This is a genomic window from Pseudomonas sp. GM79, assembly GCF_000282495.1.
Lineage (GTDB): Bacteria > Pseudomonadota > Gammaproteobacteria > Pseudomonadales > Pseudomonadaceae > Aquipseudomonas.
Window position 1 is genome coordinate 161,148 of sequence record NZ_AKJE01000028.1, and the last position, 25,160, is coordinate 186,307.

Below are 25,160 nucleotides of genomic sequence, written 5' to 3' on the forward strand. Positions count from 1 at the left end.
AGGGAGCTTGCTCCCGCCGGGGTGCGAAGCGCCCCCATGCAATCGACTGCTTCGCACTCGAACGGGAGCAAGCTCCCTCGCCACAGGTTTACTCACGCCGGTAGAGAATCACCGCAGCCCGCAGCTTGCCTCGTCCGAAACTGCACATCTTGTCGAATTCCCCATGGCTGACCGGCAAGTGCTGGCAGTCCATCGGCTGACGATGCTGGCTGTGATCCACGTCCGGATCGTGCAGGTAGACGAACTCTTCGTCGCAATCGGTGACGATCACCCAGTGTGGTGCTTTGGAACGGGTCAGGCGATAGCTGCTGATCAATACCAGCGGCTGTCCGCCATCGTGCAGTAACCGTGGCAGATCCAGTGGTCCGCCGATCATTCGTTCCACGTCGGTGGCTTGCAACTGCGCCGTGAACGCCTCGTGTACCAGGCGCATTACGTCTTTTTTATGCGCATCGCGCACGCCGTCAAGAAACAGCGGCCCGGCCATGCTCAGTTGTAGCTGCACCCGAAAGCCACGCCGCCACGCTGCCAGCGCCAGACCTTGAGGGCTGCAGCCACCGTGGCCAGACGTCATGAACACCGTGGTCGCCTCGCGCCAGATTTGCAGTTCTTCGCCGCGCTCCAGCGTTCGATCGTCTTGCAGCGCGCCCATGGCCATCAGCAGGCAGGCCGGACCACAGGTGAACTCGGTGGTCTGCGGGTAGTAAGGCACCTTGATGTTGCGTGAATCGCGGTGCTGGAGGATACGTTTTTCCAGGCGCAGCGCGTCGGCATGGTCCTGGTAATAGTCGTGAATCAGCGCAAAACGCCGGTAGCCGTTACGCTCATACAGAGCAATCGCCGTTGGATTGTCGATGCGCACTTCCAGCCGCAGGTAGGCGCAGTCATGCTCAATGGCGCAGGCCTCGACACGTTCGAGCAATTGCTTGCCCAGTCCACTGCCGCGAGCATCAAGGGCTATCGCAATCGAGTACAGGCGCGCCAATGAAGTGCCCCGGTGAAACAGCACCACCGCATAGCCCACCAATTGCTCGCCTCGTTGGGCCACCAGCAGTTGCCCGTGAGCCCGAGTAATCATCCATTGAAAACTGCGACTGTTGAGCCGGTCCGTGGTGAAACATTGCTGTTCGAGTGCCAGCAGTGACGGTATATCTTCAACTACCGCCAAGCGAAAAACAGGATTCATATAACCGCCGTAAAAGTTGCGTAACGAAACGGGACTTTAAAAAAAGTTCGTGCTTAATAGGAAAGGTCTTGTTCTTCAAATGGATCAATCACTATGTCAGCGGTACAAGGTCATTGGCGCGAAGTATCTGAGCAAACGTTACCAACAGCAATAACCTCTACAAACTATTTAAATGGCTCGATCAGAACTTCCAGCCAGCTGATGATCATCGTCGAACGCAAGGAAGACTGGGCCTCCTATTTCCCCAGTGAAGACATCGTCACTGCTCAGGAATACCTCGAACAGACCCGCGATAACGAGCAGGGCAAGCGGGTTCAGGTGATCAATCTGTGCCGCAACTACAAGTACCTCGGGCACGGCTATTACTGCTCGCTGCTGGCCGAAGCACGGGGGCACAAGGTTATACCGTCGGTGCGGACCATCAGTGAATTGACCCGAAAATCCCTGTATGGGCTGGCCCTGGATGATCTGGATAAAACCCTGGAAAAGGCCCTCAGCAATCATCTTTACAGCGATACCGAAGGATTTACCCTGACACTGTATTTCGGCAAAACCGCTATCGAGCCATTACAGGATCTGGCTCGACAGTTGTTCGAGGTTTTTTCATGTCCGATATTGCTAGTTGAGTTTCGTCGAACTAACGGTTGGCACATCGAAGGTGTAAAGTCTGGCGCCTTGCATAAGTTGCGTGAAGATCAGGAAGATCAATTCGCTAATGCGCTCGACAGTTTCAGTCGCAAGATCTGGCGCATGCCGCGCTCCAGGCGATTGGCCCGTTATGACCTGGCCATTCTGCACGATCCGCACGAAGCATTGCCGCCCTCCAATCCCAAGGCTTTGGACAACTTCGTCAGGGTTGGCAAGACGCTAGGCATCGACGTCGAGCTGATTGAACGCAAGGACTACGCCCGAATCGCCGAATACGACGGGCTCCTGATCCGCGAGACAACGAGCGTTGACAACCACACCTACCGCTTCGCCAAAAAAGCCGAGAGCGAAGGTTTGGTGGTGATGGATGACCCGGCGTCGATCCTGCGCTGCACCAACAAGGTTTACCTGACTGATTTGCTCAAGAGCCATCAGCTGGGCATGCCCGCCACTGAAATCCTCTACAAGGAACGACCGGAAGATTTCGAGCGGGTAGGCGAGCGTCTGGGATTTCCACTGGTATTGAAGATACCCGACGGTTGTTTCTCAAAGGGCGTCATCAAGGTCGAAAGCCAGCAAGCCTTGCTTGAAGCCACCGCCGAACTGTTCGAACACTCGGTGTTGCTGCTGGCCCAGGAATTTTTCTACACCGAATACGACTGGCGCATTGGCGTGCTCAACCGCAAGCCGATCTTTGCCTGCCAGTACTTCATGTCCAAGGGCCATTGGCAGATCTACAACCACAAAGCCAAAGGCCAGGACATCAACGGCGAATGCCGCACCCTGGCGGTTCACGAAGCGCCGCGAGCGGTGGTTGAACTGGCGGTGAAAACCGCGAATCTCATCGGCGATGGCCTCTACGGCGTCGACCTCAAACAGTCCGGCGACAAAGTGGTGGTGATCGAGGTCAACGACAACCCGAACATGGACGCAGGCATCGAAGACGCCTACTTGCAGGACGATTTGTATTCCTTGGTGCTGGAAGAGTTTGTCCGTCGGCTGGAGCTCAAGCGCCGCGGTCAGGCTTGGTGAGCGGCCGATGATCAAGAGCTTTGAACTGAGCCACGGCGCCCTGCACGCGGTCGAACGGCTGGACGCCGACGTGATGCTGTTCAGTAACCCCGATGCGGCCGAGCGGGATCTGTTGCACAGCCATTTCAAGCTCGATGAACACGCTCTGGCCTCGGCCCTGGACCCCGACGAGGTGTCGCGCATCGAGTTCCACCCCGACAACCTGTTCCTGATCTGGAAACGCCCGGAAAACTACTCCGGCGGCGGCAGCCTGGCCTTCGAAGTGTCATCCTGCGGCTTACTGTTTTCCCCGGGGCGTCTGCTGGTGATCGCCACCGACGACTCTCCGCTCAGCGGCCTCGGCACGCGGCAGTCACTGAAGACACCACTGGATGTGTTGCTCGACCTGTTGTTCAACAACATTCACCACTATCTAGGGCACCTCAAGGTGATCAAGATGGTTGCCCGGGAGCTGCAGCAAAAATTCAATGCCTCGATGCAAAACCAGCATCTGGTCCAGATGTTCAATCTCAGCGAAAGCCTTATCTATTACATCAACGCCATTCACAGCAACGGCGCGGTCCTGACCCGGCTGCGTAATCATGCGGCGAAGGAACACTTCAGCCCTGAAGCCATTGGTTTGATCGACGATCTGATTATCGAGAACAACCAGTGCTACAAGCAGGCGGAGATCTACTCCACCGTGTTCTCCGGGTTGATCGACGCCCGGGGCAATCTGATGAACAACAGCATGAACAACCTGCTGCGCAAACTGACGTTGATCAACGTGGTGTTTCTGCCGTTGAACCTGATTGCGAGCATTGGCGGCATGTCCGAGTTCAGCATGATGACCACTGGCACGCCGTGGTGGATTTCCTATCCGTTGTTTCTGACGGCGATGATGTTGGGGGCGGGGGGGATGGTGATTGGCCTCAAGCGCCTGGCGAAGTGACTTCGGCGGCTGTCAGATCGCCTTCGCGAGCAAGCCCGCTCCCACATTAGATCTTCCGTGAACACATCATTTGTGAACACCAGAGATTAAATGTGGGAGCGGGCTTGCTCGCGAAGGCGATCTCAACTGCACAACAACGCCTGGATCAGGCCTCTTGCGCTGCCTCGCCAGAGTTTTTCCGCTCCTGAAGCCCCCGCACCACCAGGTACAACAACGGCCCGACCGATACAAAAATCGCCGTCACCACCAGATAGGGAGCCACCGACAACCCGACTGCCCCCGCTGGCGCGCATCCTTGTACATCCAGATACCGGCAAGCGTCGCCAACAGGTATAAATCGATCACCACTTGCGCGGTATCGGGCCGCGACATCAGACTGATGCCGAAGTCGAGCAACGACTGTTCCGCCTGCAGCATCACCGAAACGGTGTAGCCGGCGAAGGCGATCAAGGCAATGAGGGGCAGGGCGACAGACTTCATGGTTTCCTTCCTTGGGACAATGAGCAGAATCGCCAGCCTACAGCGGCCTTCGAAAATTGGCCATTGACTTGCCATCAGCCTCCGGCTAATTTCCAGCCATGACTTCCACCGTATTGCGCTGCCAGCCAAGCATTATTACCGCCATTCCTTATTTGGCGGGCTAGCTCACGACTGCAGCACCCAACCCGCCCTAGAGGCGGGTTTTTACTTTCTGTCTCTTGGGTTTTGAGCTTACCGGGCGCATGCAGCTCCTACGCCGACCGCGTAAACCCGGATACCAAGGAGACGACCATGAACAGTACCCCCGCCCAGCAGCGCTTGCTTGAGCACTACGTGAAAAAGATCCTCGCCGCGCCGGTTTACGAACTTGCCGTGCGCACGCCGTTGCAAGCGGCGCCGGCCTTGTCCGAGGCGTTGGGCAATCAGATCCTGCTCAAGCGCGAAGACTTGCAACCGACCTTTTCCTTCAAGATCCGTGGCGCCTACAACAAACTGGTTAACCTGAGCGATGAACAGAAGGCTCGTGGCGTGATCACAGCCTCGGCGGGCAATCATGCCCAAGGCGTCGCGTTGGCGGCTCGCGAGCTGGGGATCGGCGCAACCATCGTCATGCCCTGCACGACGCCGGAATTGAAGGTGCTTGGGGTTCGTAATCGAGGCGCCGAAGCGCTGCTGCACGGCGAGAGTTTTCCGTTTGCCCTGGAATACGCGCTGAGCCTGGCGCAGCAAACCGGTCGCACCTTTGTCTCGCCCTTCGACGACCCGGACGTGATCGCGGGGCAGGGCACCGTCGCCATGGAAATCCTGCGCCAGCACCAGGGGCCGCTGGACGCGATCTTCGTTCCGGTGGGCGGCGGTGGCTTGATCGCCGGCATCGCCGCGTACGTCAAATACCTGCGCCCTGAAATCCGCATCATCGGCGTCGAGTCGGAACATTCCGCTTGCTTGCAGGCCGCATTGCGGGCCGGCGAACGGGTCGTGCTGCCAACCGTCGGCACCTTCGCCGATGGCGTGGCCGTCGCTCAGATCGGCGCCCATGGTTTCGAGATCTGCCGGTTTTGCGTCGATGAGGTACTGACCGTCAGCAACGACGAACTCTGCGCCGCGATCAAGAACATCTACGACGATACCCGCTCGATCACCGAACCTTCCGGCGCCCTGGCCGTGGCCGGGATCAAGCAGTACGTGGCACGAACCGGCGCGCGAGGGCAAACCCTGGTGGCCATCGATTCCGGAGCGAACATCAATTTCGACAGTTTGCGGCATGTGGCCGAGCGCGCCGCGTTGAGCGGCGTGTTGGCGTGAGGGCTGGTCCGATTATTCCTGAACGGCTTTCTCGACATGACTCGACGCCGACCAGATCCGGTAGCGCACTTCGACATCCTTGGGCACGTAGAGCACGATTGGCAGCTTGCTGTTGTAACGCAGCCTGAAACCGTCACCGACCACCGGTACGAAGTCCTTTTTGCGCTTGCCATCCGGGCAGGCCATTAGCGTGCTCATCGGGCCGGTGACTTTCTCCAGCCGGTAAAACGGGTAACCCCAGCCCTCAAGGTTCTTTTCTTCAAGCATGCCGCCCAGGCGCTGACGGTTGCAGTCCACGGTCAGGATCTTGCCGGCAAGAATTTCGACCTGATAACCGTCTTCCTGTTGTTGCGGGGCGAGGTGAATGACCTGGCGGGTAAAGCCGCTCTCAGGCTTGGGATACGGCGCGACGTCTTCGAGGGTTGCGGCGTGGGCTACGGACGACAGAACGGCAACTATCAGCCCGACGGTCGTGTTTAGCGGCAAAGCACCCATGATGCCTCCTTGCGTGTGTGTGGGGTCAGCGGATACTGAATGGATGGGCCGCATTCTCACTGCCGTCCTCAGCCAATGCAAACCCGCCATCGGGGCGTTTGCAAAATGCAGGTCTTGAAACAGACCTTTCTTGCATTTTGCATGACGAGATGTGTTGCCATTTCTCCCAAACTCTTGATTTGCCGACGAGGCGCAGAGCGAAATCTCGGGCATGTTTTATGCTGTAGCTGTCTTGAGCTGACCGTGATTCCTACCCAGTCAGTGCTAAAACAAGAAAACGGTCGGACGTTGGAACAATGAAGCCCGTACGGAAGAAAAAGAACGGGCGATTTGAGCTCCGACCGACATTGATTTTCGATTGGCAATCTCACCATAACGAGAGGGTGGCCATGTTTCTTTCTGCCTTGGAACTACGCAATATCATTGAGAGCAGTTTTCTCCCGAAACGCTGCCAATGCACGCTGTCGCCGGACCTGTCGATGACCGTCAAGGTGTATTCGGACGTCGAGACTGACCAGCTCGACCTGATCGTCACTGGCATAGACGCCCAGCGTCTCAATGGATGCAGGGAAATCAACGACCTGATAGCCGAGTTGCGCACCGGCCTGGCGCACAACACGCATGGTCAACTGTTCATCGCGAAGTCAAAACTCCATTAACCGGCCGCTTCACCCATTTTGGCCGACACGCGCCGGGTCTGGATAAACCCCAGACCCAGCGCCAATTCCACCAGGATCGCCAGCAAAATGCCCGGCCCGGCATGTCCATTGAGCCATTCGCCGAAGCCCAGTGCCGCCAAACCGAAACACCCCACCATAAAACCGCTGCACATCGCGCTTCGCGCTGCCGAGGGCGGGGCCTGCCGCACCAGATAAAACATCACCCCCAATGCGCCGAACAGCACTGCACTGCGCCTGGCGATAAAGCCCGCCGCGGACGAGTACTCGATACTCCAGATCGCCAGCAACCCTTGCGGCATCAAACCCCAGACCAGCGCCAGCAGAAAACAAAGTGCGGCGGTGAACGTCGACAGCGTGCGAAACGAGAACTGCATGGCGAATCCTGCGGCAGTGAGGGAAGCGCCAGAGCTTAGCGCCAGAACCCTCACAGGCCTACTGTCAGTTCTGATAGCTACACGCCTCAGACAGTTTTTGGTACGTAATCTGCGCAGGCTTACCCGATGTGTCGATGTACTTCATGTTGGCCGTCACCACTTTGCACCCCTGCGTTTGCGGTTCAGTCAAGGAAATGACCTTGGCCACCCGTAGTTGCATGCCGTAGTGATAAGGCACGGCCTGGGAGGACGACGTCTCGTTGGCTTGAGCAAGCCCGGCGAACGCGGTGCAGGCGAGGGCGGTGGTTATCAGTAGTGTTCGCGTGTTCATGGTGAATCTCCAGTGCAGAGGGGAAATCAGTTCGACTGAAGAACGTCGAACCTGCCGCACTGGGCGTCAGAGGAGCTGAGGGCGTGCGGTCCAGTAAAGTTTTGGACCATGGGGTTAAGCGATGGTTAACCGGGTTGTATGCCGCCTGTCGTGAGAACGGGCTTCGGCTCTTCCTGACCGCCCCACGCCCCGGCATTCACCAGATTAGCCGGCCGCTCCCCAGCCAAAGCCGCCAACAGATTATCCACTGCACAACGGGCCATCGCCTCCCGGGTCTCATGCGTCGCCGACCCGATGTGCGGCGTCGCCACCACGTTGTTCAACTGCAATAACGGCGAGTCATTGCCCAGCGGCTCACGCTCAAACACATCCAGCCCTGCCGCGCGAATCCGCTTCTGCCGCAACGCCTCGATCAGCGCCGGCTCATCCACCACCTTGCCCCGGGAAATGTTGATGAAGATTGTTTCGGGGCGCATCAGGGCGAACTGTTCAGCACCGATCAACCCTTCGGTTGCAGCGGTCAGCGGCAACGTCAGGCACACGAAATCGGCCTGCTGCAGCAGATCGCTCAAGCTGCGGTATTGCGCATTGAATCGCTGCTCCACCGCCGGTTTCGGCGAATGGCTGTGATACACAACCGGCATGCCAAAACCGAAATGCCCACGTTGCGCCAGCGCCTCACCGATCCGCCCCATGCCAATAATGCCCAGCGTCTTGCCGTGTACATCGCTGCCGAAATGCGCCGGGCCGATGTTGCGGTTCCACTGGCCGGCGCGAACCATAGTGGCCAGTTCCACCACGCGTCGGGCGGTGGCCAGGATCAGCGCGAAACCGGTGTCGGCAGTAGTTTCGGTCAACACGTCGGGGGTATTGCTGAGCAGGATCCGGCGCTCGGTCAGGTAATCGATGTCGTAGTTGTCGACGCCGACGGACACGCTGGCAATGGCTTGCAGGTTTGGCGCCAGATCCAGTAACCCGGCGTCCAGTTTCAGACTGGCGCCAAGCAAACCTTGGGCGCGGGGCAAGGCCTGGCGCAGCTTTGCCAGCCCCTCGGCGTCGAGGCTGTCGATCAGCGTCACTTCGGTCTGCTCATGCAAGCGAGCCATCAGCAACGGCGAGAGTTTCTTGTACAGCACAACCTGCTTTTTCATCGTTGTCATCTCTATCTCAAATCAAGAATGAGCCGCCATCGGCCGGGGCACAGCGATCCGGTCACTGGCGCCGGGCTTGAGGAAAATCGTCAGCACCACCGACAGCAGCAACGCGCCGCTCATCAGCAGATAAGAGGCACCGGGCGATCCGGTGGAGCTGTTCAGATAACCGACCAGATAAGAGCCGCCAAACGAGCCGAGCGCGCCCATGCTGTTGATCAATGCCATGGCCCCGCCTGCAACGTTGGCCGGAAGAATCTCCGGGACGATGGCGAAAAACGGCCCGTACGGGGCGTACATGCAGGCGCCGGCAATCACCAGCAGCGTGTAGGACCACCAGAAATGTTCAGCGCCCAAGGCGTACGAGCCATAGAACGCGATCGAGGCGATCAACAGCGGTGGCCACACGAAGCGTTTGCGTTTTTGCAGTTTGTCCGAGCCCCAGGACACCAGCAGCATGGCGATCACTGCGGCCAGGTAGGGCAACGCCGACAGCCAACCGGCTTCGATCATGTCCATTTTCGCCCCAGCCTTGAGGATCGACGGCAGCCACAGCACGAAACCGTAGACGCCGATGCTCCAGCAGAAAAACTGCAAGGCGAGGATGATCACTTTTGGCGAGCGGAAGGCTTCGGCGTAGTTTTTCACCGCTTTGATGCCGACCTGTTCGGCGGCCAGGGCGCTTTCCAGATCCTGCTTTTCCTGGTCGCTCAGCCACTTGGCCTGAGCCGGACGATCATCGGCCAGCCGCCACCAGATAAACGCCCACAGCACCGCCGGCAAGCCTTCGATAATGAACATCCAGCGCCAGCTGAAATGCTCGATCAGGTAGCCCGACACCACCGACATCCAGAGCATGGTCACTGGGTTGCCGAGGATCAGGAAAGTGTTGGCGCGCGAACGTTCGGCACGGGTGAACCAGTGGCACAGGTACACCAGCATCGCCGGCATCACCGCGGCTTCGACCACCCCGAGCATGAAGCGAATCACGATCAGCCAGTAGGCGTTGGAGACGATCCCGGTCAAGGTCGCCAGGCCACCCCAGAGGATCAGGCTGACGAAAATCAGCTTCTTGACGCTGTGCTTCTGGGCGTAGATCGCGCCCGGAATCTGGAAGAAGAAATAACCAAGGAAGAACAGCGCGCCGAGCAGGGACGACAGCCCGGGGGTAATCATAAGGTCTGCAGCCATCCCGGAGGCGGCGGCGAACCCATAGTTGGCGCGGTCCAGATACGCCAGGCTGTAGGTGATGAACACGATCGGCATGATGTACCACCAGCGGCGGGTGGCCAGTGTTGCGGTTTTCATAGTGATGCTCCTGAGCTTGTTGTTTTTGTCGCAGCAGGTAACGGTTTTGGTTCAGATCTTGAGTGACGGTGCGGGCCTCTTCGCGAGCAAGCCCGCTCCCACACTGGAATCTGTGTCGGACACAGAATGTGGGGACGAATCCGATTGAATGTGGGAGCGGGCTTGCTCGCGAATGGCGGACTCAAACTCGGCATACATCTCGGCCCGGTCGGGCAACCCCTCCATATCCCCACGGCTCTGCACCGCGCGGCTACCAATCCAGTTGGCACGCTGCACCGCTTGGGCAACGCTGTGGTTTTCCAGCAGGGCGCTGATCAGGCCGACGGCAAACCCGTCACCGGCACCGACCGTATCGACCACCGTTTCCACCGGCACGCCTGCAACGAAACCTTCATCCAGATGGGTTCGGTAATACGCACCGGCCGGCCCGAGCTTGATCGCTACGGCTTCAGCGCCCTGGTCGAGATAAAACGCCGCGATGTCGGCGGGGTCTTCGAAACCGGTCAGCAAACGCCCTTCGCTCAAACCCGGCAGCACCCAATGGGCGAGGGCGGCCAGACGGTTGATCTCGCGGATCATCTGTTGCTCGCTGGACCACAGGCTCGGGCGCAGGTTGGGGTCAAACGACACGCTGCGCCCGGCATTACGCATGCGGGTCATCAGCTCGAAAGACATTTCCCGGGCCGCCGCCGACAGCGCCGGGGGAATGCCCGTGGCGTGCAAGTGCCGAGCCTCGAGCAGTTGCGGGGCAATGGATTGCACCGACAAATGACTGGCGGCCGAGCCACGGCGGAAGTACTCGACCGCCGGATCGCTGCCATCGTCAGTGCGGGACTTGAGTTGAAACCCGGTGGGGTGCGCCGGGTCGATGTTGACATGGCTGCAATCCAGGCCTTGTTTTTCCAGCGTATCGATCACGAACCGACCCAAAGAGTCAGCACCCACCCGGCTCAGCCAGGCGACGTTAAACCCCAACCGCGACAAGCCAATGGCGACATTACTGTCGGCCCCGGCAATGCGCTTGTGGAAGTGGTCGACGTCAGCCAGTTCACCGTTCTGCTCGGCGACGAACATCGCCATGGTTTCGCCGAACGACAGAATATCGATCTCAGACATGAGCAGGCTCCTGGCGGGGTTGACCGAGGCGGGCGAGGACGGCGACATGCTCGGAGGTCAACTGCACCAGGTCATCGCCTTGCAGTGGATACTCCGCCGCGCGCATCACGCCCTGGGGCATGTGCCGCAGCAGTTGCCCCCACAGATGCAGGTCGCTGGCGGCCGGTGGCACCGCCACCAACTTGCCGTCGGCCCGGCGCGCCACGGCTTTGCAATGCACATAGCCGACGTGTCGGCCGAGCAACCGCGCGGCACTGGCGGCGGACTGGTCCTGCCATTGCCAGTTGCCGATATCGAAGGTCATTTTGATCGGCAGGTTGTGCTGCTCGACGTTGGCGAAGAATCGCTGGAAGGGTTCGATTCGGCCGCCGTGCAAGGTCTGGTCGTTTTCCACCAGCAGCTGCACCGGGCTCTGATGCAACTGCAGCGCGAGTGTTTGCAGATCATTATTGTCGGTGAAATAGCCCAGGGAGACTTTCAGCCATTGGGCGCCGAATGCCTTGGCACGCTTCAGGGTCGGGAGCAGTTCAGGATTGGGGGCCGACTGCCCGGCCAACCACAATTCCATCGGTGAGGAATACACACTTTCCAGACCCCAGGATTGCGTGGCGCTGGCCAATTGCGTGGGGTCTTCGAGTGTCAGCAGCTCTTCGCGCCATTCAATGTGCGTGGCGCCGGCAGCGGACAGAACCTCGACAAAACTGCCTTGGCCACATTGGCGGACGAGGTCGGCGCCGTAGCTGGACAGGCTGATGGAAACGGGTGGTTTGTTCATTGTTATTCACCTCTGAAACCGGTTTCATTTTTGGTCAAAAAAAATGTCTTGCTTGGGGGATGCGTTGTTCTTCAGGCCGTCTTCGCGAGCAAGCCCGCTCCCACAGGGGATTGTGGTGCACATTGTATTTGTGTCTGACACAAACCCCCTGTGGGAGCGGGCTTGCTCGCGAAGAGGCCAGCACAATCAACCCAAATGCCCAAGAGTCGACCCCCGCACTATCAACCGCGCCGAAAAATCCAGGTTCCGCACCGGCCCGTCATCCCCACGCAGTCGCTTGAGCAAACACTCGAACGCACTCGCACCCATCTCCGCCGTCGGTTGGGCGAGGGCGGTAATCCCGCTCCCCACCAGCGGATACCAATCCAGATCATCCAGGGCAATCAGCCCGACATCCGCAAACAGGTTGCACTTCAACTCCCGCAACGAATGAGTACTGGCCAGCGCGGCGATACCGTTGGCGCAAAACAGCGCTTTCGGGCCAGGGCCAGGCGTTTGCAGAAAGTTTTTCAAACGAGCGGTCAGATCGCCGCCGGTTTCAACCACCGCGCCCGAGAGCGCCGGACGCCGCTCGATCTGTGCCTTGAAACTGCTGACCCGCTCGATCCGCGAACTGGTGCCGTCATACGGCTCGGTGACCATCAGCACATCGCGATAACCGCGTTCTTCAAGGTGGGCAACGGCCATCTCGACAGCGGCCGGATTATCCAGCCCCACCAGATCGCTCTCGAGCTGATCGACCTTGCGATCCACCAGCACCATGGGCATTTCCTGATGCAGTTCGCGCAGCTCATCGCGGTGATGACCGAGGGTGTTCACGATCAAGCCTTCGATGTTGTACGAGCGCAGCAACGCCAGGTGTTGACGCTCTTGCTCGTCATCGCGATCGGTGTTGCACACCACCAGGCTATAGCCGTGCTGACGGCAAGCGGTTTCCACCCCGTGCATCACGGCTATCGAATAAGGGTTACGGATATCGGCCACCAACATGCCGATCAGACGAGTGCGTCCACGTTTCAGGCCGCGGGCCATCTGGTTTGGGCGATAGCCTAATTCGCTGATCGCCTGCTCGATGCGCAGGGCAATGGCATCGGAGAGCAGGGCGCGGTCATCGCCGATGAAGCGCGAGACGCTGGCCTTGGACACGCCGGCGCGTTCGGCGACATCGAGCATGGTCACGCGGCTGCGTTGGGCGGCGGAGAAATCGTTCATGGGGCGATCTTCTTATTGGGCTACTCGACAGGTCACATTGCCTGGTGATGAAACCGGTTTCAGAAGACAACATTACCCTAAGGATCGTCAAGTTTTTTAGACAACCGCGAAACAGCGTACGGCGACAAGACCGACGAACGGTCGAAAAACCTGTCAGATATGACAGTAGGCGGAAGTGGCACAAGGGGGTCTAATTTCCCTCAGGGCTGAAATGGCGCTCTTTCGGGGAAATGGACATGTCTTCAGTTACAGAAATTCCGGTTGGTTTATTTGCTTTGCCTCTGGAGATCGAAGGGGTTGGCGCCGATGGCATACTCCCGCCGGCAGCTTCGACCGATGGCGCCAGATTGCTGATCCCGATGTGGGCTGCGCCATCCATTGAAGACGGTAAAAGCGACTTGCTGGAGATCTGGATAAGGGAGCCGGGTGCGACGACTGAAACGCGGTTTTACAGCAATTTTTTTCCAGTCCCGGTCACCATTCCGCCATTCTTTTTGTTGCCTGCGCAATATCTGCAGAGTGACGGCGACATTGTTCTGCGCTATCGGGTCACCAGCGGCGATAACGGCAATGAAGATACTTCGCTGCCACAGACTTTTATTGTTCGTCGTCCTGTACCGATAAACCTTGAAAAACCGACATTTCCTTCTGCGACATTGTGGGGGTATCTCAACTGCAATTCGACTCCGAAGTTGTGGGAAGAATTGTGGATCGGTGTCGAGGCTCAACCCGGTCGATTCGAAGCCGGTGATGTATGCGTGCTGGATTGGGAGGGCTTCGATAGTCTCAACGGAATTAAACCGATTCCGGGAACAAAGTTACAAGTCACAAAAGTACTGACAAAAACACAAGCTGACAATGGAACGTTTTTTATTCTCGGAAGCGATAAATACGAGCAATACATAAAGCCGATGGAAAGAGATTCGTCCGCATTGGCCAGTTACACCCTGTATCGAAATGGCATTCCCCTGGGGCGCTCGAAATCAGCGTTGGTAAAAATTGATAGAGTCATTCCGGGCAGTAGTCAAACTTGCAGTCCCCCGCCTCGGTTCGGAGGACTAAGTTCAACCGCTGTAAACACTGAAGTAATAAATGATGTGCAAAGCAGTAAAACGTTAGTGCCGGGAACTTGCAGCCTGCCGTCGCACGATTCTTCGTTTGGCAATAACGCAGACAGTTCGAACACACACTCACTGATGGAGAGTACGACGATGAATATGCCTGTAGATCCAAGCGTTCAAGGCAGCAAGGTGGCGAGTGACGTCGGAGCGCTTGCCGAGCCTCCGAAAATTGTTGATCAACTGCCCGATGGTCGACTGACGTACAAGCAGCTTAAAGAGGACAGGATTGTAAAAGTCCAGTTGATGGACATTGAAGATAAAAGTGAATACGGCGGAGCAAGGGTTGAACTGCACAAGGTTCCTGATGCCAGCACTACCCCGGTTCCTTTCGATCCATTGACTTTGGTTGAGACGATAAGCAAGCCTGACGGTGGTTGGGACTTCCCGGTCGCATTCGATGCGCCTACCACTGGCCTGGTTGACAGGTTCGACTTGGCGGGTAACTACACCCCGTATTATTTCGTATTCCTCATTGTTGACGCTTTTGATAACATCGACACGTCTAGCCCGCTCGAAGTTCTGGTCGATCTGACCGCGCCTTATCAGTCACAGCCAGGCAGGGGGAATGGTACCGGGCCGCGGCCGCCCCTTCTGACGCTGGGCGGAACCGTACCCGCCGAAATCAATGACGCATGGCTGAACGACCCAGCGAACGCCAGGGGGCTTGATCTGACTATCCCCACCGGCTATACAAAGTTCGAGCCGGGTTTGGATGGCTACAAATTTTATATCTCACAGCAGACCACCTTTGCGCTGATGCAGGGTGAAGACGAGGCGTCCAGTGGTAAGCTGGCCGCCGGTGGCATCATCAATGTTCCGCTTGATTTCCTCAGGGCGCTGCCAGAGGGTACGTATTACTACTCGTACAACCTGACTGACCTGCCGGGCAACATTAGCAACAACGCCGCGATCACTAATATGTTCAGAAGGGTTGTCGCACCGGCACCGGTCCTGAATGTTCCACATATTCCGGTCACAGGTGCCGGTGGTGGTACGCCGATCACCTTGACGACCGTGGCACCCGCCCCGTCAAAGACCATCATGGAAATCAGCTACACCGCCGCCTCCAACTGGTTGCCAGGTGACCGGATTATCCCGTTCATCATTTCGGACAAGTCAGATGGCCCGAAAGCGCTTCCAGAGCAGGCGGTTCCACCGCCCGGTACAGCTGGCAAACTAGAGTTCCTGGTGGATTACGACACATGGGCATCTGTCTTTGGCGATTCGAATGGTGCCGAGGAGGTGCAGTTCGAATACTGGTATGAACTGCAACGTACGACCATTACGCAAAACCCGACCTCTCTGTCCGTCTTCGGCGCTCTTGATCTTTCTTATGCAGGGCCGGAACAGCCAAATCTGCCGGAGCTGGAAAACCCCAACATTGCTCCAGTCGTTGTCCAGGGGGCGGGTACGCCAGCACCGGCTCCCAACACACTGACTCCCGCGCAGTCCGGTTTCGATGCGACGATGACCTGGCCTCTGTGGACTGAGCCGGACCGGCCGATTACGGGGCGTGAGGTCGTCACGTTCTACTACCAGGGAAAACAAGTCGGTACACCGATACAGGTGCGTAAGGAAGATACCCAGGTCACCACCACGTTGCCATGGGACACCATCAGGACCGAAGGCAACGGCACGGGCGCCAATGCCCGCAAAGCCTACATCACGATCGGTTACCCCGGCAGCCTTACTGTCATGTCACAAAAGATTCCGACCGATGTTCATGTCACTGCCATCGTGATCAATCTGCCGGTGCCGCAACTCGTGATCTCGAGTTACAGAGCTCCGACGGGAAGCACGATAGCGGAGCGTATTGCGACGTCAATCAACTGCCCTAGCTTCAACCATCCGGTTGTGGCGAATGGCCCGATGCCGCCTTACCAGACTCGCCGTCTGCGCATCCGTATTCGGCCCGATAGCAATATTCCGGCCGGCGCGACGGTCAATCTGGAGTTCGAAGGTCGCACCAGCAATGCAGTGGGTGCCCCGGCCATTCCCGGCACGCTGATCACCCGTTCCGGCCCGATGCCGGCCTCGGGAAACCTGGAGTTTTTCCTCACCGAATACGAACAGATCAAAATCATTCAACTGCCCCCTGTTGGCAACTCACGGCCTGCGACTCGTTACGCGCGTATCGCTTATACGGTTAATGGTGTCACGGCGGAGACCACTGTGCCGGTGGCACTGCTGAACTCCAGTCTGGTGTATTGCGAGATAGAGCGCCCTGAAGTGCCTTGATATCTGTTGTCCGTATGAGTCTGTGAATGGGGACGAAAGAATTTTCGTCCCCATTCCCGGATCGCGAAGTCGTTTACGTTCAGATACGGAACGTCGCACATATTAAAGGGACAAGTCTTACGAATCTGTGGACTTATCCTACATATCGTTGAGAGGTTAATCCGTAGTCTGGCGACCATTAATTGTCTGGCTTGAGCAGTTCAGGTCGGCAACTCGTTCCTGACGGAATGCAATCGAGTGAGACTCCAGTCATGTCGCCAAAACCGTTTTTTGCTTTTCCCAAATCCCCGATTAGTGTCTGCCTGTGGTCCTTGGCGCCGCTGCTGATCAATTCCTCCCTGACCCAGGCGGCCACCGTCCCGGCGGGCACCACGCAGACCATCAATGCCGGCACTGCGCTGGACATCTGGCAACTCCAGACCAATGCCGTCCTCAATGGATCGGGTGCTACCACACTGGGGATTACCGGTTCTACGGGGAGTCTGGTCGACCTGACCAACTCCACCATCACCTCGGCCGGCGAGGGCGGTATTCAACAGGGTATTTTTCTAACCAACGCCACCGCCACGCTGAACAATTCGACCGTTACCAGTGTCAACGGGATCGGTATTTCTGCCGTGCGCAACGTTGGCAGCGTCGGCGGCTCCTCCGTCAACCTGAGCAACAACAGTGTGGTGCGCGGCCTGCAAGGCGGGATCGCGGGCAACCGTTTCAGCAATCTGAACCTGCAGAACTCAACCGTGGAAGGCACGGGGGCGACGAGTTTCGGCATCCGCCTGCTCGAGGGTTCGCTGACCGCTACCGGCAGCACCATTCGCGGCGGCCTTAACGCGGTGAGCGTAGGAACCGACACTCAGGTAACGGCGGTCATTCCCTCAACCATCGTGCTGGACAGTTCCCGGGTGGAGAGTGGCACCGGCTCGGCAATCGTTGTCGGCTTCAACGCGCCAAACTTTCCGACGGTCGCCAACATTCAGGTACGTAATGGCTCCAGCGTGGTCGCCGGCAACAACACCTTGCTTGAGGTGCGTACAGGGGCTTCGGCCAACCTTCTGGTGGATGACAGTGACCTGGCCGGCAATGTTACGGTGGTTCAGGGCAGCACGGCCAATGTGACCTTGCAGAACACCGCATCGCTGACCGGCGACATGCTGAACGTCACCACAGCCGTGCTGAACAACCAGGCGCGCATGACCGGTAATGTGCTGACCGCTTCGAGTGTGTCGCTGGACAACGCCTCGACGCTGACCGGCAACCTTCAGGATGTGGCCAATGTATCGATCAACAATCGCAGTGCGATGACCGGCGATGTGTTGCGCTCCTCCAGCGTAATCCTGGACAACGGCTCGACATTGAACGGCAATCTGCAGGATGTCGCCAATGTGCAGGTCAACAACCAGAGTGTTATGAGCGGCAATGTCACGGGTGCGGTGGACAGTGCTACCAGTCTGACCCTGGACAATGGCGCCAGCCTTACCGGGCAGGTCAACAACGTCACTAATTTCGCCATCAACAACCAGGCGCGGTGGCAGATGACAGACAGTCAGTCGGTGAACAACCTGTCATTGAATGGCGGCCACGTGCGGTTTGGTGGCAATCAGGATTTCTTTCAGTTGAACGTGGCCAGTCTCGCCGGCAGCGGTACGTTCGAAATCGGCACCGACTTCAACCAGGGCCTGACCGATTTGCTCAACGTCACCGGCAATGCCGCTGGCAGTCACCAACTGTTGGTGTCTAGCAGCGGTGCCGATCCGGTCAACGACACACCGATCAAAGTCGTCCAGACGGTCGGCGGCGATGCGCGGTTCGGCCTGCTCAACGGCCCGGTCGATGCCGGCGCCTTCACTTACCAATTGGTCAAGACAGGCGAGGATTGGTATCTGCAGCCCGATAAAGAGGTAGTGAGTACACCGACCCGTTCGGTCATGGCGCTGTTCGGCACTGCGCCGACGGTGATCTATGGTGAAATGGCTTCGCTGACCAATCGTATGGGCGACTTGCGCGTCAACGGTGGTCAGTCGGGTGGCTGGGTCCGTAGCTATGGCAACCGCTACAGCATCGACAACAACGCTTTCGGCGATGGTTACAGCCAGAACCAGTACGGTATTGCAATGGGCGCCGACACTCCGGTACAGATCGCCGGCGAGCAAGTGTTACTGGGTGTATTTGTCGGCTATAGCAAGTCGGACCTGGACTTGCACCGCGGCAGCTCCGGTGAGATTGACAGCACATCGGTCGGTGTCTACGGCACCTGGCTGGGTGACAGCGGTTACTACCTGGATACCGTTGCCAAGCTCAACCATTTTCGCAACGAAGCCAAAGTGGCGCTGAGTGACGGCACCCGCACCGAAGGTGACTACAACAACTGGGGCGCCAGTGCGTCGGCCGAGTTCGGCAAACACATAGACATCAAAGACGGCTACTACGCCGAGTTGTTTACCCAGTGGCAAGCGGCATCGATTCAGGGTAAGGATTTTACGCTGGACAACGGTCTGCGGGCCGACGCCGATACCACGCATTCACTTCTCGGCAAGGCTGGTGCAACCCTGGGTCACAGCATGACCATGGCCAATGGCAGCATCGTACAGCCGCATATCCGCGCAGCAGTAGTGCATGAGTTTGCGCAAAGCAACGAAGTTCGAGTCAACGATAACAAGTTCAACAACGATCTCTCCGGTACGCGTTTTGAAGTAGGCGCAGGTGCATCCTGGACGTTGAATGATCGTTGGCAGTTGCATGCCGAGCTCGATACCAGCAAGGGCGATGGCGTTACCAAGGACTTTGGTTTGAACATGGGGGCACATTACAAGTTTTAAGTGCCACTGCAGGCGTCAATAAAAAAGGGAAGCCAGGCTTCCCTTTTTTATGTGTGCTGGTGGATCAGCCCGCTTTCAGTACCTGGAAACGCGCATTAAGGGCAAAGGTTTCTCCCTCTGAGCCCGGGACGTCAAGATAGGCCTTGATTTTACATTTGACCACGTCCTCCTCCGAGGGCAGGATCTCGAGCGTGCCGGAAGTCGCTTCAACGACATGGCCGTTAGTGTCTTTGAAACTGAGGCTGGTGCCGTCAGTGCCTTTGAGCTCATATTTGCCGATCGCGAGTTCGATCGGAAGCGAAATGGTCAGCTCCCGAACGCTGGAATGGCCTGCTCTGGTGTGAGGAAGAGTGCGTTCGATGGCGGTGATTTTCACCACGTCGAGTTTCTTCAGCCCGGCCTTCAATGTATCGATAAGTCGGGAAGTGGCGTTGAATTCCTCAAAGGAAAACTTTCCACCGGTGAACGCATCGCCGATGAAATAGTTGCCTTCTGCAAAACCACTTCGTTTGATCACAGGATTAATGATGCTCATGGACGTAGCCTCCGTTACTTTGAATAAGAGTATCCAAAGGCCTTTGCTGGCCCTACGTCTGGATGAACTATGGAAGCCTGTTTCTGCTCCCCCTGTATACTGTCATTGTTGACAGTTTACAGCGCTGGGCAAACGTGGCTGCAATAGGCACGCTGGGCGATCCCCCGTTTCAGACCAGCAGTGGCAGTCACGCCGAACACAACAGCCTGCACACAGAGGTCAGCCAAACAGTCCCGCAGCAATGTTGATCGAGAAGCCCAGGATTGCGGTGTTGAACACAAATCCGATCAACGATTGCGCCAGCACGATCTTGCGCAACTCCCGCGTGGCCACGCCGACATCCGCCGTCTGCACCGCCACGCCGATGGTGAATGAGAAGTACAGAAAATCCCAATAATTGGGGGTTGTCAGGCCCTCGGCAAAACGCAGCGCCGGTTCCTTGCCGTTCCAGGTGTAATACAGCCGGGCATAGTGCACGCTGAAGATCACCCCGATCAGCAGCCATGAGCCGATCACGGTCAGCGCGGTGAAACCGTAGCGCAGCAGTTTACGTGTGGTTTCCAGATCCCGGCTGCCGGCGAGTTCGAAGGTGATGGTGCCGAGGCTGGCCAGCGCCGCGATGCTCACCAGCAGCAATACCAGACCGGCGTTTTCATCTTCGACCTCGGCAATGCGTTTCACGTCCGGGGCCTTGGCCCGCATGGTGAGCCAGAGCATCAGCACCAGATAGGTCCAGACCCCGGCGTTCCAGCCGATGAGGATTTTGCTGATGATCGAGTCGGCGGGGGCCAGAATGCCCACCGCGATGCCAAGTGTGGCAGCGGCGGACAGGCGAGGGTGGGTGCGGGCGAGTAGGGGCATGGGAACTCGATGGGCCTGGGTGTCTAAACACCTTAGCCCAGCGCAATCCGTTGTGGCCACAAAGTTGAATCCAATGGGGTCGAATGTGGGAGCGGGCTTGCTCGCGAAGGCGGCGTGTCAGCCAACATCAATGTTGAATGTGACGGCCCTTTCGCGAGCAAGCCCGCTCCCACAGTTGATTGGTGTTTGGTTAGATGTTTTTGTGGCGCTTGCGCACCAGTTTCATCACCACCACAAAAAACACCGGTACAAACACCACCGCCAAAGTCGCGGTGATCATCCCGCCGATCACGCCGGTGCCGATGGCTTGCTGGCTCGCCGAGCTGGCCCCGGTGGCGATCGCCAATGGCACCACGCCAAGGATGAAGGCCAGTGACGTCATGACAATCGGCCGCAGGCGCAAACGCGCGGCTTGCAGGGTGGCGTCGATCAGGTCGTGACCTTCGTCGTACAGGCTCTTGGCGAATTCGATGATCAGGATCGCGTTCTTCGCCGACAGGCCAATGATGGTGATCAGCCCGACCTTGAAGAACACATCGTTGGGCATCCCGCGCAACGTCACGGCCAGTACCGCACCGAGCACACCCAGCGGCACCACCAGCAACACCGAGGTTGGAATCGACCAACTCTCATACAGCGCCGCCAGGCACAGGAACACGATCAGCAGCGACAGCCCGAGCAGAATGGGGGCCTGGCTGCCGGACAAGCGTTCCTGCAACGACAGCCCGGTCCATTCTTGCCCTAATCCCGCCGGCCCTTGCGCCACCAGCCGTTCGATTTCCGCCATGGCTTCGCCGGTGCTGTAGCCGGGCGCCGGTTCGCCGGAAATGCTGATGGCCGGGTAGCCGTTGTAACGGGTTAATTGCGCCGGGCCCTGGGTCCAGTTGGCCCGAACGAAAGCCGACAACGGCACCATGTTCTCGCCGTTGTTGCGCACGTGAATCTTCAGCAGGTCGTCGACCTGACTGCGCTGATCGCCTTCAGCCTGGACCACCACTCGCTGCATCCGTCCCTGATTGGGAAAGTCGTTGATGTAGGCCGATCCGACGGCGGTAGACAGCACGTTGCCGATGTCGGCAAACGAAATGCCCAAGGCGTTGGCTTGCTTGCGGTCGACTTCCAGTTGCACCTGCGGCGCTTCGGCCAGGGCGCTTTCGCGTACGTTCATCAAAACCGGGCTCTTCTCGGCGGCGGCCAACAATTGGCTGCGCGCCTGCATCAACGTGGCATGGCCGAGGCCGCCACGGTCTTGCAGGCGGAACTCGAAACCACTGGAAGTGCCGAGGCCATCGACCGGCGGCGGCAGGACCGCAAAGGCCATGGCATCCTTGATCTGACTGAGCGCGATGTTGGTGCGGTCGGCAATCGAACTCGCCGAGTCGTCGCTGCCCCGATCCGACCAATCCTTGAGCGTGGTGAACGCCAGTGCGGCGTTCTGCCCGCTACCAGAGAAGCTGAAACCGAGAATCACCGTGCTGTCGCCGACGCCCGGTTCGGTGGCGTTGTGCGCTTCGATCTGCTCGACCACCTGCACCGTGCGATTCTTGCTCGCGCCCGGTGGAAGCTGGATGTCGGTGATGGTGTAACCCTGGTCTTCCACCGGCAGGAACGAGGAGGGCAGACGACTGAAGCACAGCCCCAGACCGATCAGCAGCACGCCGTAGATCAACAGGTAACGCCCGGTGCGTTTCAGTGCATAGGCGACCCAGCCCTGATAACGCTCGGTCAGTTGTTCGAAGCGCCGGTTGAACCAGCCGAAGAAGCCGCCCTTGGCATGATGTTCGCCCTTGGCAATCGGCTTGAGCAGGGTCGCGCACAGGGCCGGAGTCAAGGTCAGGGCGAGGAATGCCGAGAACAGGATCGACGTGGCCATCGACAGCGAGAACTGTTGGTAAATCACCCCGACCGAGCCCTGCATGAACGCCATCGGAATGAACACCGCCACCAGCACCAGGGTAATGCCGATGATCGCCCCGGTGATCTGTTTCATCGCCTTGCGCGTCGCTTCCTTGGGCGACAGGCCTTCGGTGGCCATGATCCGTTCGACGTTCTCCACCACCACAATCGCGTCGTCCACCAGAATGCCGATGGCCAGCACCATGCCGAACATGGTCAGCACGTTGATCGAGAAGCCCAGTGCGAGCATGGTCGCGAAAGTCCCCATCAGCGCCACCGGCACCACCAGGGTCGGGATCAGCGTGTAGCGGATGTTTTGCAGGAACAGGAACATCACCGCAAACACCAGCACCATCGCCTCGATGAGGGTGTAGACCACCTTGGTAATCGAGACTTTGACGAAGGGCGAGGTGTCGTACGGAATCTTGTATTCCACGCCGGCCGGGAAGTAGCGTGCCAGTTCGTCCATCTTCGCCCGCACCAGCGTCGCGGTACTCAGGGCATTGGCGCCTGGCGACAGTTGCACGCTGACGGCGGTCGACGGTTTGCCGTTAAGGCGCGTGGAGAATTGATACTCCTGACTGCCGATCTCGACCCGCGCCACATCGCCGATGCGCACCGTGGAGCCGTCAGGGTTGGCCTTCAGGACAATGTCGGCGAATTCTTCAGGTGTCGACAGCTGGCCTTTGACCAGAATAGTCGCAGTGATTTCCTGGGTGGTGCGGGTCGGCAAGTCGCCGATGCTGCCCGCCGAAACCTGGGCGTTCTGCGCAACGATGGCGGCGTTGACATCGGCCGGGGTCAGGTTGAATCCGATCAACTTGCGCGGGTCGATCCAGATCCGCATCGCCCGTTCGGCACCGTACAACTGGGCCTTGCCGACGCCGTCCAGACGCTTGATCTCGTTCATCACGTTGCGCGCCAGGTAGTCGCTGAGCGCTACGTCGTCGAGCTTGCCGTCACTGGAGGTGAGGGTGATCAGCAACAGGAAACCGGCGGAGACTTTCTCAACCTGCAAGCCTTGCTGAGTGACCGCTTGCGGCAAGCGCGACTCGACCACCTTGAGGCGGTTTTGCACGTCGACCTGCGCCATTTCCGGGTCAGTGCCTGGTTGGAAAGTCGCGGTGATGGTGGCGCTGCCGAGGCTGCTCTGGGATTCGAAATACAGCAGATGGTCGGCGCCGTTGAGCTCTTCCTCAATCAGGCTGACAACGCTTTCGTCCACGGTCTGCGCCGATGCGCCGGGGTAGGTGGCATAGATTTCGACTTTCGGCGGCGCAACGTTCGGGTACTGCGCCACCGGCAATTGCACAATGGCCAATGCACCGGCCAGCAGGATGAACAAGGCGATCACCCAGGCGAACACCGGGCGGTCGATAAAGAACTGCGGCATAAAAAAGCGTCCTGCTTACTGACCAGAAACCTGGGCAAGGGGAAGAGGGGTGTCATCGATCTGGACTTTTTCACCGGGGCGCGCATGTTGCAGGCCTTCAGTGACAATGCGGTCGCCGGGCTTGAGACCGTTGGTGACGATCCAGCGATCGTTCTGCACCGCGCCCAGTTCGACCGGTTGCTGGCCGACGCGCTGTTCGGCGTCGAGCACCAGCACTTGGGCGATGCCGGCACTGTCACGCTGGATGGCCCGTTGCGGCACGCTGATGCCTTGCTGATTGAACGCTTGCTCCAGGCGCACGCGAACGAAGCTGCCCGGCAGCAAGTCGAGGTCCGGGTTGGGGAATTCGCTGCGCAGAATGATCTGACCAGTGCCCGGGTCGACGGTGATGTCGGTGAACAGCAACTTGCCCGGCAGCGGATAGAGGCTGCCGTCGTCCTGAATCAATGTGGCTTTGGCCTGGCCCTGGCCCACTTCCTTTAACTGGCCGGAACGGAACGCGCGGCGCAGGTCGTTGAGTTCACGGGTCGATTGCGTCAGGTCAGCGTGGATCGGGTTCAACTGCTGAATCAGTGCCAGCGGCGTGGTTTCGTTCTGCCCGACCAGCGCGCCTTCGGTCACCAGTGCGCGGCCGATGCGCCCGGAAATCGGCGCGGTGACGGTGGCGTAACCCAGGTTCAGTTTCGCCCGCTCCACGGCGGCTTTGTTGGCGGCGACATCGGCGGCGGTCTGCCGGGCATTGGCCCGGGCGTTGTCATAATCCTGACCGCTGATGGCGTTGCCTTCGATCAACTGGGCGTAGCGCTGTTCTTGCAATCTGGCCTGGAATGCATTGGCCTCGGCCTTGCGCAATGCGGCTTCGGCGCTGTCCAGGTCGGCCTTGAACGGCGCCGGGTCGATACGGAAGAGAACGTCGCCTTTTTTTACGTCGCTGCCTTCACGGAAGGCCTGCTGCAACACCACGCCGGCCACACGGGCGCGCACTTCGGCGATGCGTGGCGCGACAATCCGCCCGCTCAGCTCGCTGCTGATCGACAGCGGCCGGGCTTCGACGGTTTCAACCCGCACGGTGGCGAGCGGCGCCTGTTCTTCGGCGGTCGAGGACTGGTCACAAGCACTCAGCGTCAACGCCAGTGCAATCAGGCTGAGCCGGGCAAGCAGATTCTTTGACATGTAAATACCCCAATATTGACCCCCGTATCCTACGGGGGGGCGACGAGGGTAGCGGTGAAGCTTTGTAGGCGCTGTGTGAAATTGTGTAAGGGTTTTGCTCGCG

The 25,160-nt window shown here is 58.6% G+C and carries 18 protein-coding genes and 2 pseudogenes; 6 read left to right on the top strand and 14 right to left on the bottom strand.

The window, feature by feature from the left end; translation table 11 throughout:
- Nucleotides 1-88 precede the first annotated feature (88 nt).
- Nucleotides 89-1,186, bottom strand: coding sequence for a ribosomal protein S18-alanine N-acetyltransferase (gene rimI, locus PMI36_RS21925; protein WP_008069400.1), 1,098 nt, complete (start codon nt 1,184-1,186; stop codon nt 89-91).
- A gap of 201 nt (nt 1,187-1,387) precedes the next feature.
- Here rimI and PMI36_RS21920 point away from each other — a divergent pair, with 201 nt between their 5' ends.
- Nucleotides 1,388-2,866 carry a RimK family protein gene (locus tag PMI36_RS21920; protein ID WP_162830917.1) on the top strand — a complete coding sequence of 493 codons (1,479 nt, stop codon included), beginning with the start codon at nt 1,388-1,390 and terminating at the stop codon, nt 2,864-2,866.
- 7 nt (nt 2,867-2,873) lie between these two features.
- A complete protein-coding gene (locus tag PMI36_RS21915) occupies nt 2,874-3,797 on the top strand; it encodes a magnesium transporter CorA family protein (RefSeq protein WP_008069402.1) in 924 nt (307 codons plus the stop codon).
- A 145-nt stretch (nt 3,798-3,942) separates the two neighbouring features.
- Here PMI36_RS21915 and PMI36_RS0129420 read toward each other — a convergent pair.
- Nucleotides 3,943-4,277: pseudogene (locus tag PMI36_RS0129420) on the bottom strand (DUF2834 domain-containing protein).
- 291 nt (nt 4,278-4,568) lie between these two features.
- Here PMI36_RS0129420 and ilvA point away from each other — a divergent pair.
- Nucleotides 4,569-5,564 (top strand): annotated as a pseudogene (gene ilvA / locus PMI36_RS21910) (threonine ammonia-lyase, biosynthetic); the annotation flags it as partial.
- A gap of 30 nt (nt 5,565-5,594) precedes the next feature.
- Here the strand turns inward: ilvA and eco are convergent.
- Nucleotides 5,595-6,077 carry a serine protease inhibitor ecotin gene (eco, locus tag PMI36_RS21905; RefSeq protein WP_008069411.1) on the bottom strand — a complete coding sequence of 161 codons (483 nt, stop codon included), beginning with the start codon at nt 6,075-6,077 and terminating at the stop codon, nt 5,595-5,597.
- Nucleotides 6,078-6,466: 389 nt separating this feature from the next.
- Between eco and PMI36_RS21900 the strand changes: the two genes are divergently transcribed.
- Nucleotides 6,467-6,736 carry a DUF1652 domain-containing protein gene (locus tag PMI36_RS21900; protein ID WP_008069412.1) on the top strand — a complete coding sequence of 90 codons (270 nt, stop codon included), beginning with the start codon at nt 6,467-6,469 and terminating at the stop codon, nt 6,734-6,736.
- Here the strand turns inward: PMI36_RS21900 and PMI36_RS21895 are convergent.
- From PMI36_RS21895 to PMI36_RS21865, 7 genes are all read right to left on the bottom strand, one after another.
- A complete protein-coding gene (locus PMI36_RS21895) occupies nt 6,733-7,131 on the bottom strand; it encodes a hypothetical protein (protein ID WP_008069414.1) in 399 nt (132 codons plus the stop codon). The two genes, PMI36_RS21900 and PMI36_RS21895, sit on opposite strands and share 4 nt — an antisense overlap.
- A 64-nt stretch (nt 7,132-7,195) precedes the next feature.
- A complete protein-coding gene (locus tag PMI36_RS21890; protein WP_008069415.1) occupies nt 7,196-7,462 on the bottom strand; it encodes a DUF2790 domain-containing protein in 267 nt (88 codons plus the stop codon).
- Between the two features lie 125 nt (nt 7,463-7,587).
- Entirely contained in the window at nt 7,588-8,613 is a 1,026-nt protein-coding gene (locus PMI36_RS21885) for a 2-hydroxyacid dehydrogenase (RefSeq protein WP_008069417.1), read from the bottom strand.
- 21 nt (nt 8,614-8,634) lie between these two features.
- On the bottom strand, nt 8,635-9,921 hold the full coding sequence (locus tag PMI36_RS21880; protein ID WP_008069418.1) for an MFS transporter: 1,287 nt from the start codon (nt 9,919-9,921) through the stop codon (nt 8,635-8,637).
- A 51-nt stretch (nt 9,922-9,972) separates the two neighbouring features.
- On the bottom strand, nt 9,973-11,037 hold the full coding sequence (locus PMI36_RS21875) for a sugar kinase (RefSeq protein WP_008069419.1): 1,065 nt from the start codon (nt 11,035-11,037) through the stop codon (nt 9,973-9,975).
- The gene (locus PMI36_RS21870; RefSeq protein WP_008069420.1) at nt 11,030-11,812 is read right to left on the bottom strand and encodes a sugar phosphate isomerase/epimerase family protein; all 783 of its coding nucleotides are present in this window, start codon (nt 11,810-11,812) and stop codon (nt 11,030-11,032) included. Before PMI36_RS21870 ends, PMI36_RS21875 begins: the two co-directional genes overlap by 8 nt.
- Before the next feature lie 186 nt (nt 11,813-11,998).
- On the bottom strand, nt 11,999-13,024 hold the full coding sequence (locus PMI36_RS21865; RefSeq protein WP_008069422.1) for a LacI family DNA-binding transcriptional regulator: 1,026 nt from the start codon (nt 13,022-13,024) through the stop codon (nt 11,999-12,001).
- Between the two features lie 236 nt (nt 13,025-13,260).
- On the opposite strand from PMI36_RS21865, the gene PMI36_RS21860 reads away from it, so the two are divergent.
- Nucleotides 13,261-16,383, top strand: coding sequence for a hypothetical protein (locus tag PMI36_RS21860; protein ID WP_008069423.1), 3,123 nt, complete (start codon nt 13,261-13,263; stop codon nt 16,381-16,383).
- A 251-nt stretch (nt 16,384-16,634) separates the two neighbouring features.
- Nucleotides 16,635-19,199, top strand: a complete 2,565-nt coding sequence (locus PMI36_RS21855; protein ID WP_008069430.1) for an autotransporter outer membrane beta-barrel domain-containing protein — start codon at nt 16,635-16,637, stop codon at nt 19,197-19,199.
- A 64-nt stretch (nt 19,200-19,263) separates the two neighbouring features.
- Here the strand turns inward: PMI36_RS21855 and PMI36_RS21850 are convergent, their stop codons facing one another.
- The 4 genes from PMI36_RS21850 to PMI36_RS21835 form a co-directional block, all read right to left on the bottom strand.
- Nucleotides 19,264-19,734 carry a hypothetical protein gene (locus PMI36_RS21850; RefSeq protein ID WP_008069431.1) on the bottom strand — a complete coding sequence of 157 codons (471 nt, stop codon included), beginning with the start codon at nt 19,732-19,734 and terminating at the stop codon, nt 19,264-19,266.
- A gap of 219 nt (nt 19,735-19,953) precedes the next feature.
- Nucleotides 19,954-20,595: a DUF1345 domain-containing protein gene (locus PMI36_RS21845; RefSeq protein WP_008069432.1), complete on the bottom strand. Its 642-nt coding sequence runs from the start codon at nt 20,593-20,595 to the stop codon at nt 19,954-19,956.
- Nucleotides 20,596-20,785: 190 nt separating this feature from the next.
- Complete coding sequence (locus PMI36_RS21840; RefSeq protein WP_008069433.1) at nt 20,786-23,884, bottom strand: efflux RND transporter permease subunit; 3,099 nt, start codon at nt 23,882-23,884, stop codon at nt 20,786-20,788.
- Between the two features lie 15 nt (nt 23,885-23,899).
- Nucleotides 23,900-25,057 (bottom strand): efflux RND transporter periplasmic adaptor subunit, encoded by a 1,158-nt coding sequence (locus tag PMI36_RS21835; protein WP_032830177.1) that lies wholly within the window; start codon nt 25,055-25,057, stop codon nt 23,900-23,902.
- Nucleotides 25,058-25,160 lie beyond the last annotated feature (103 nt).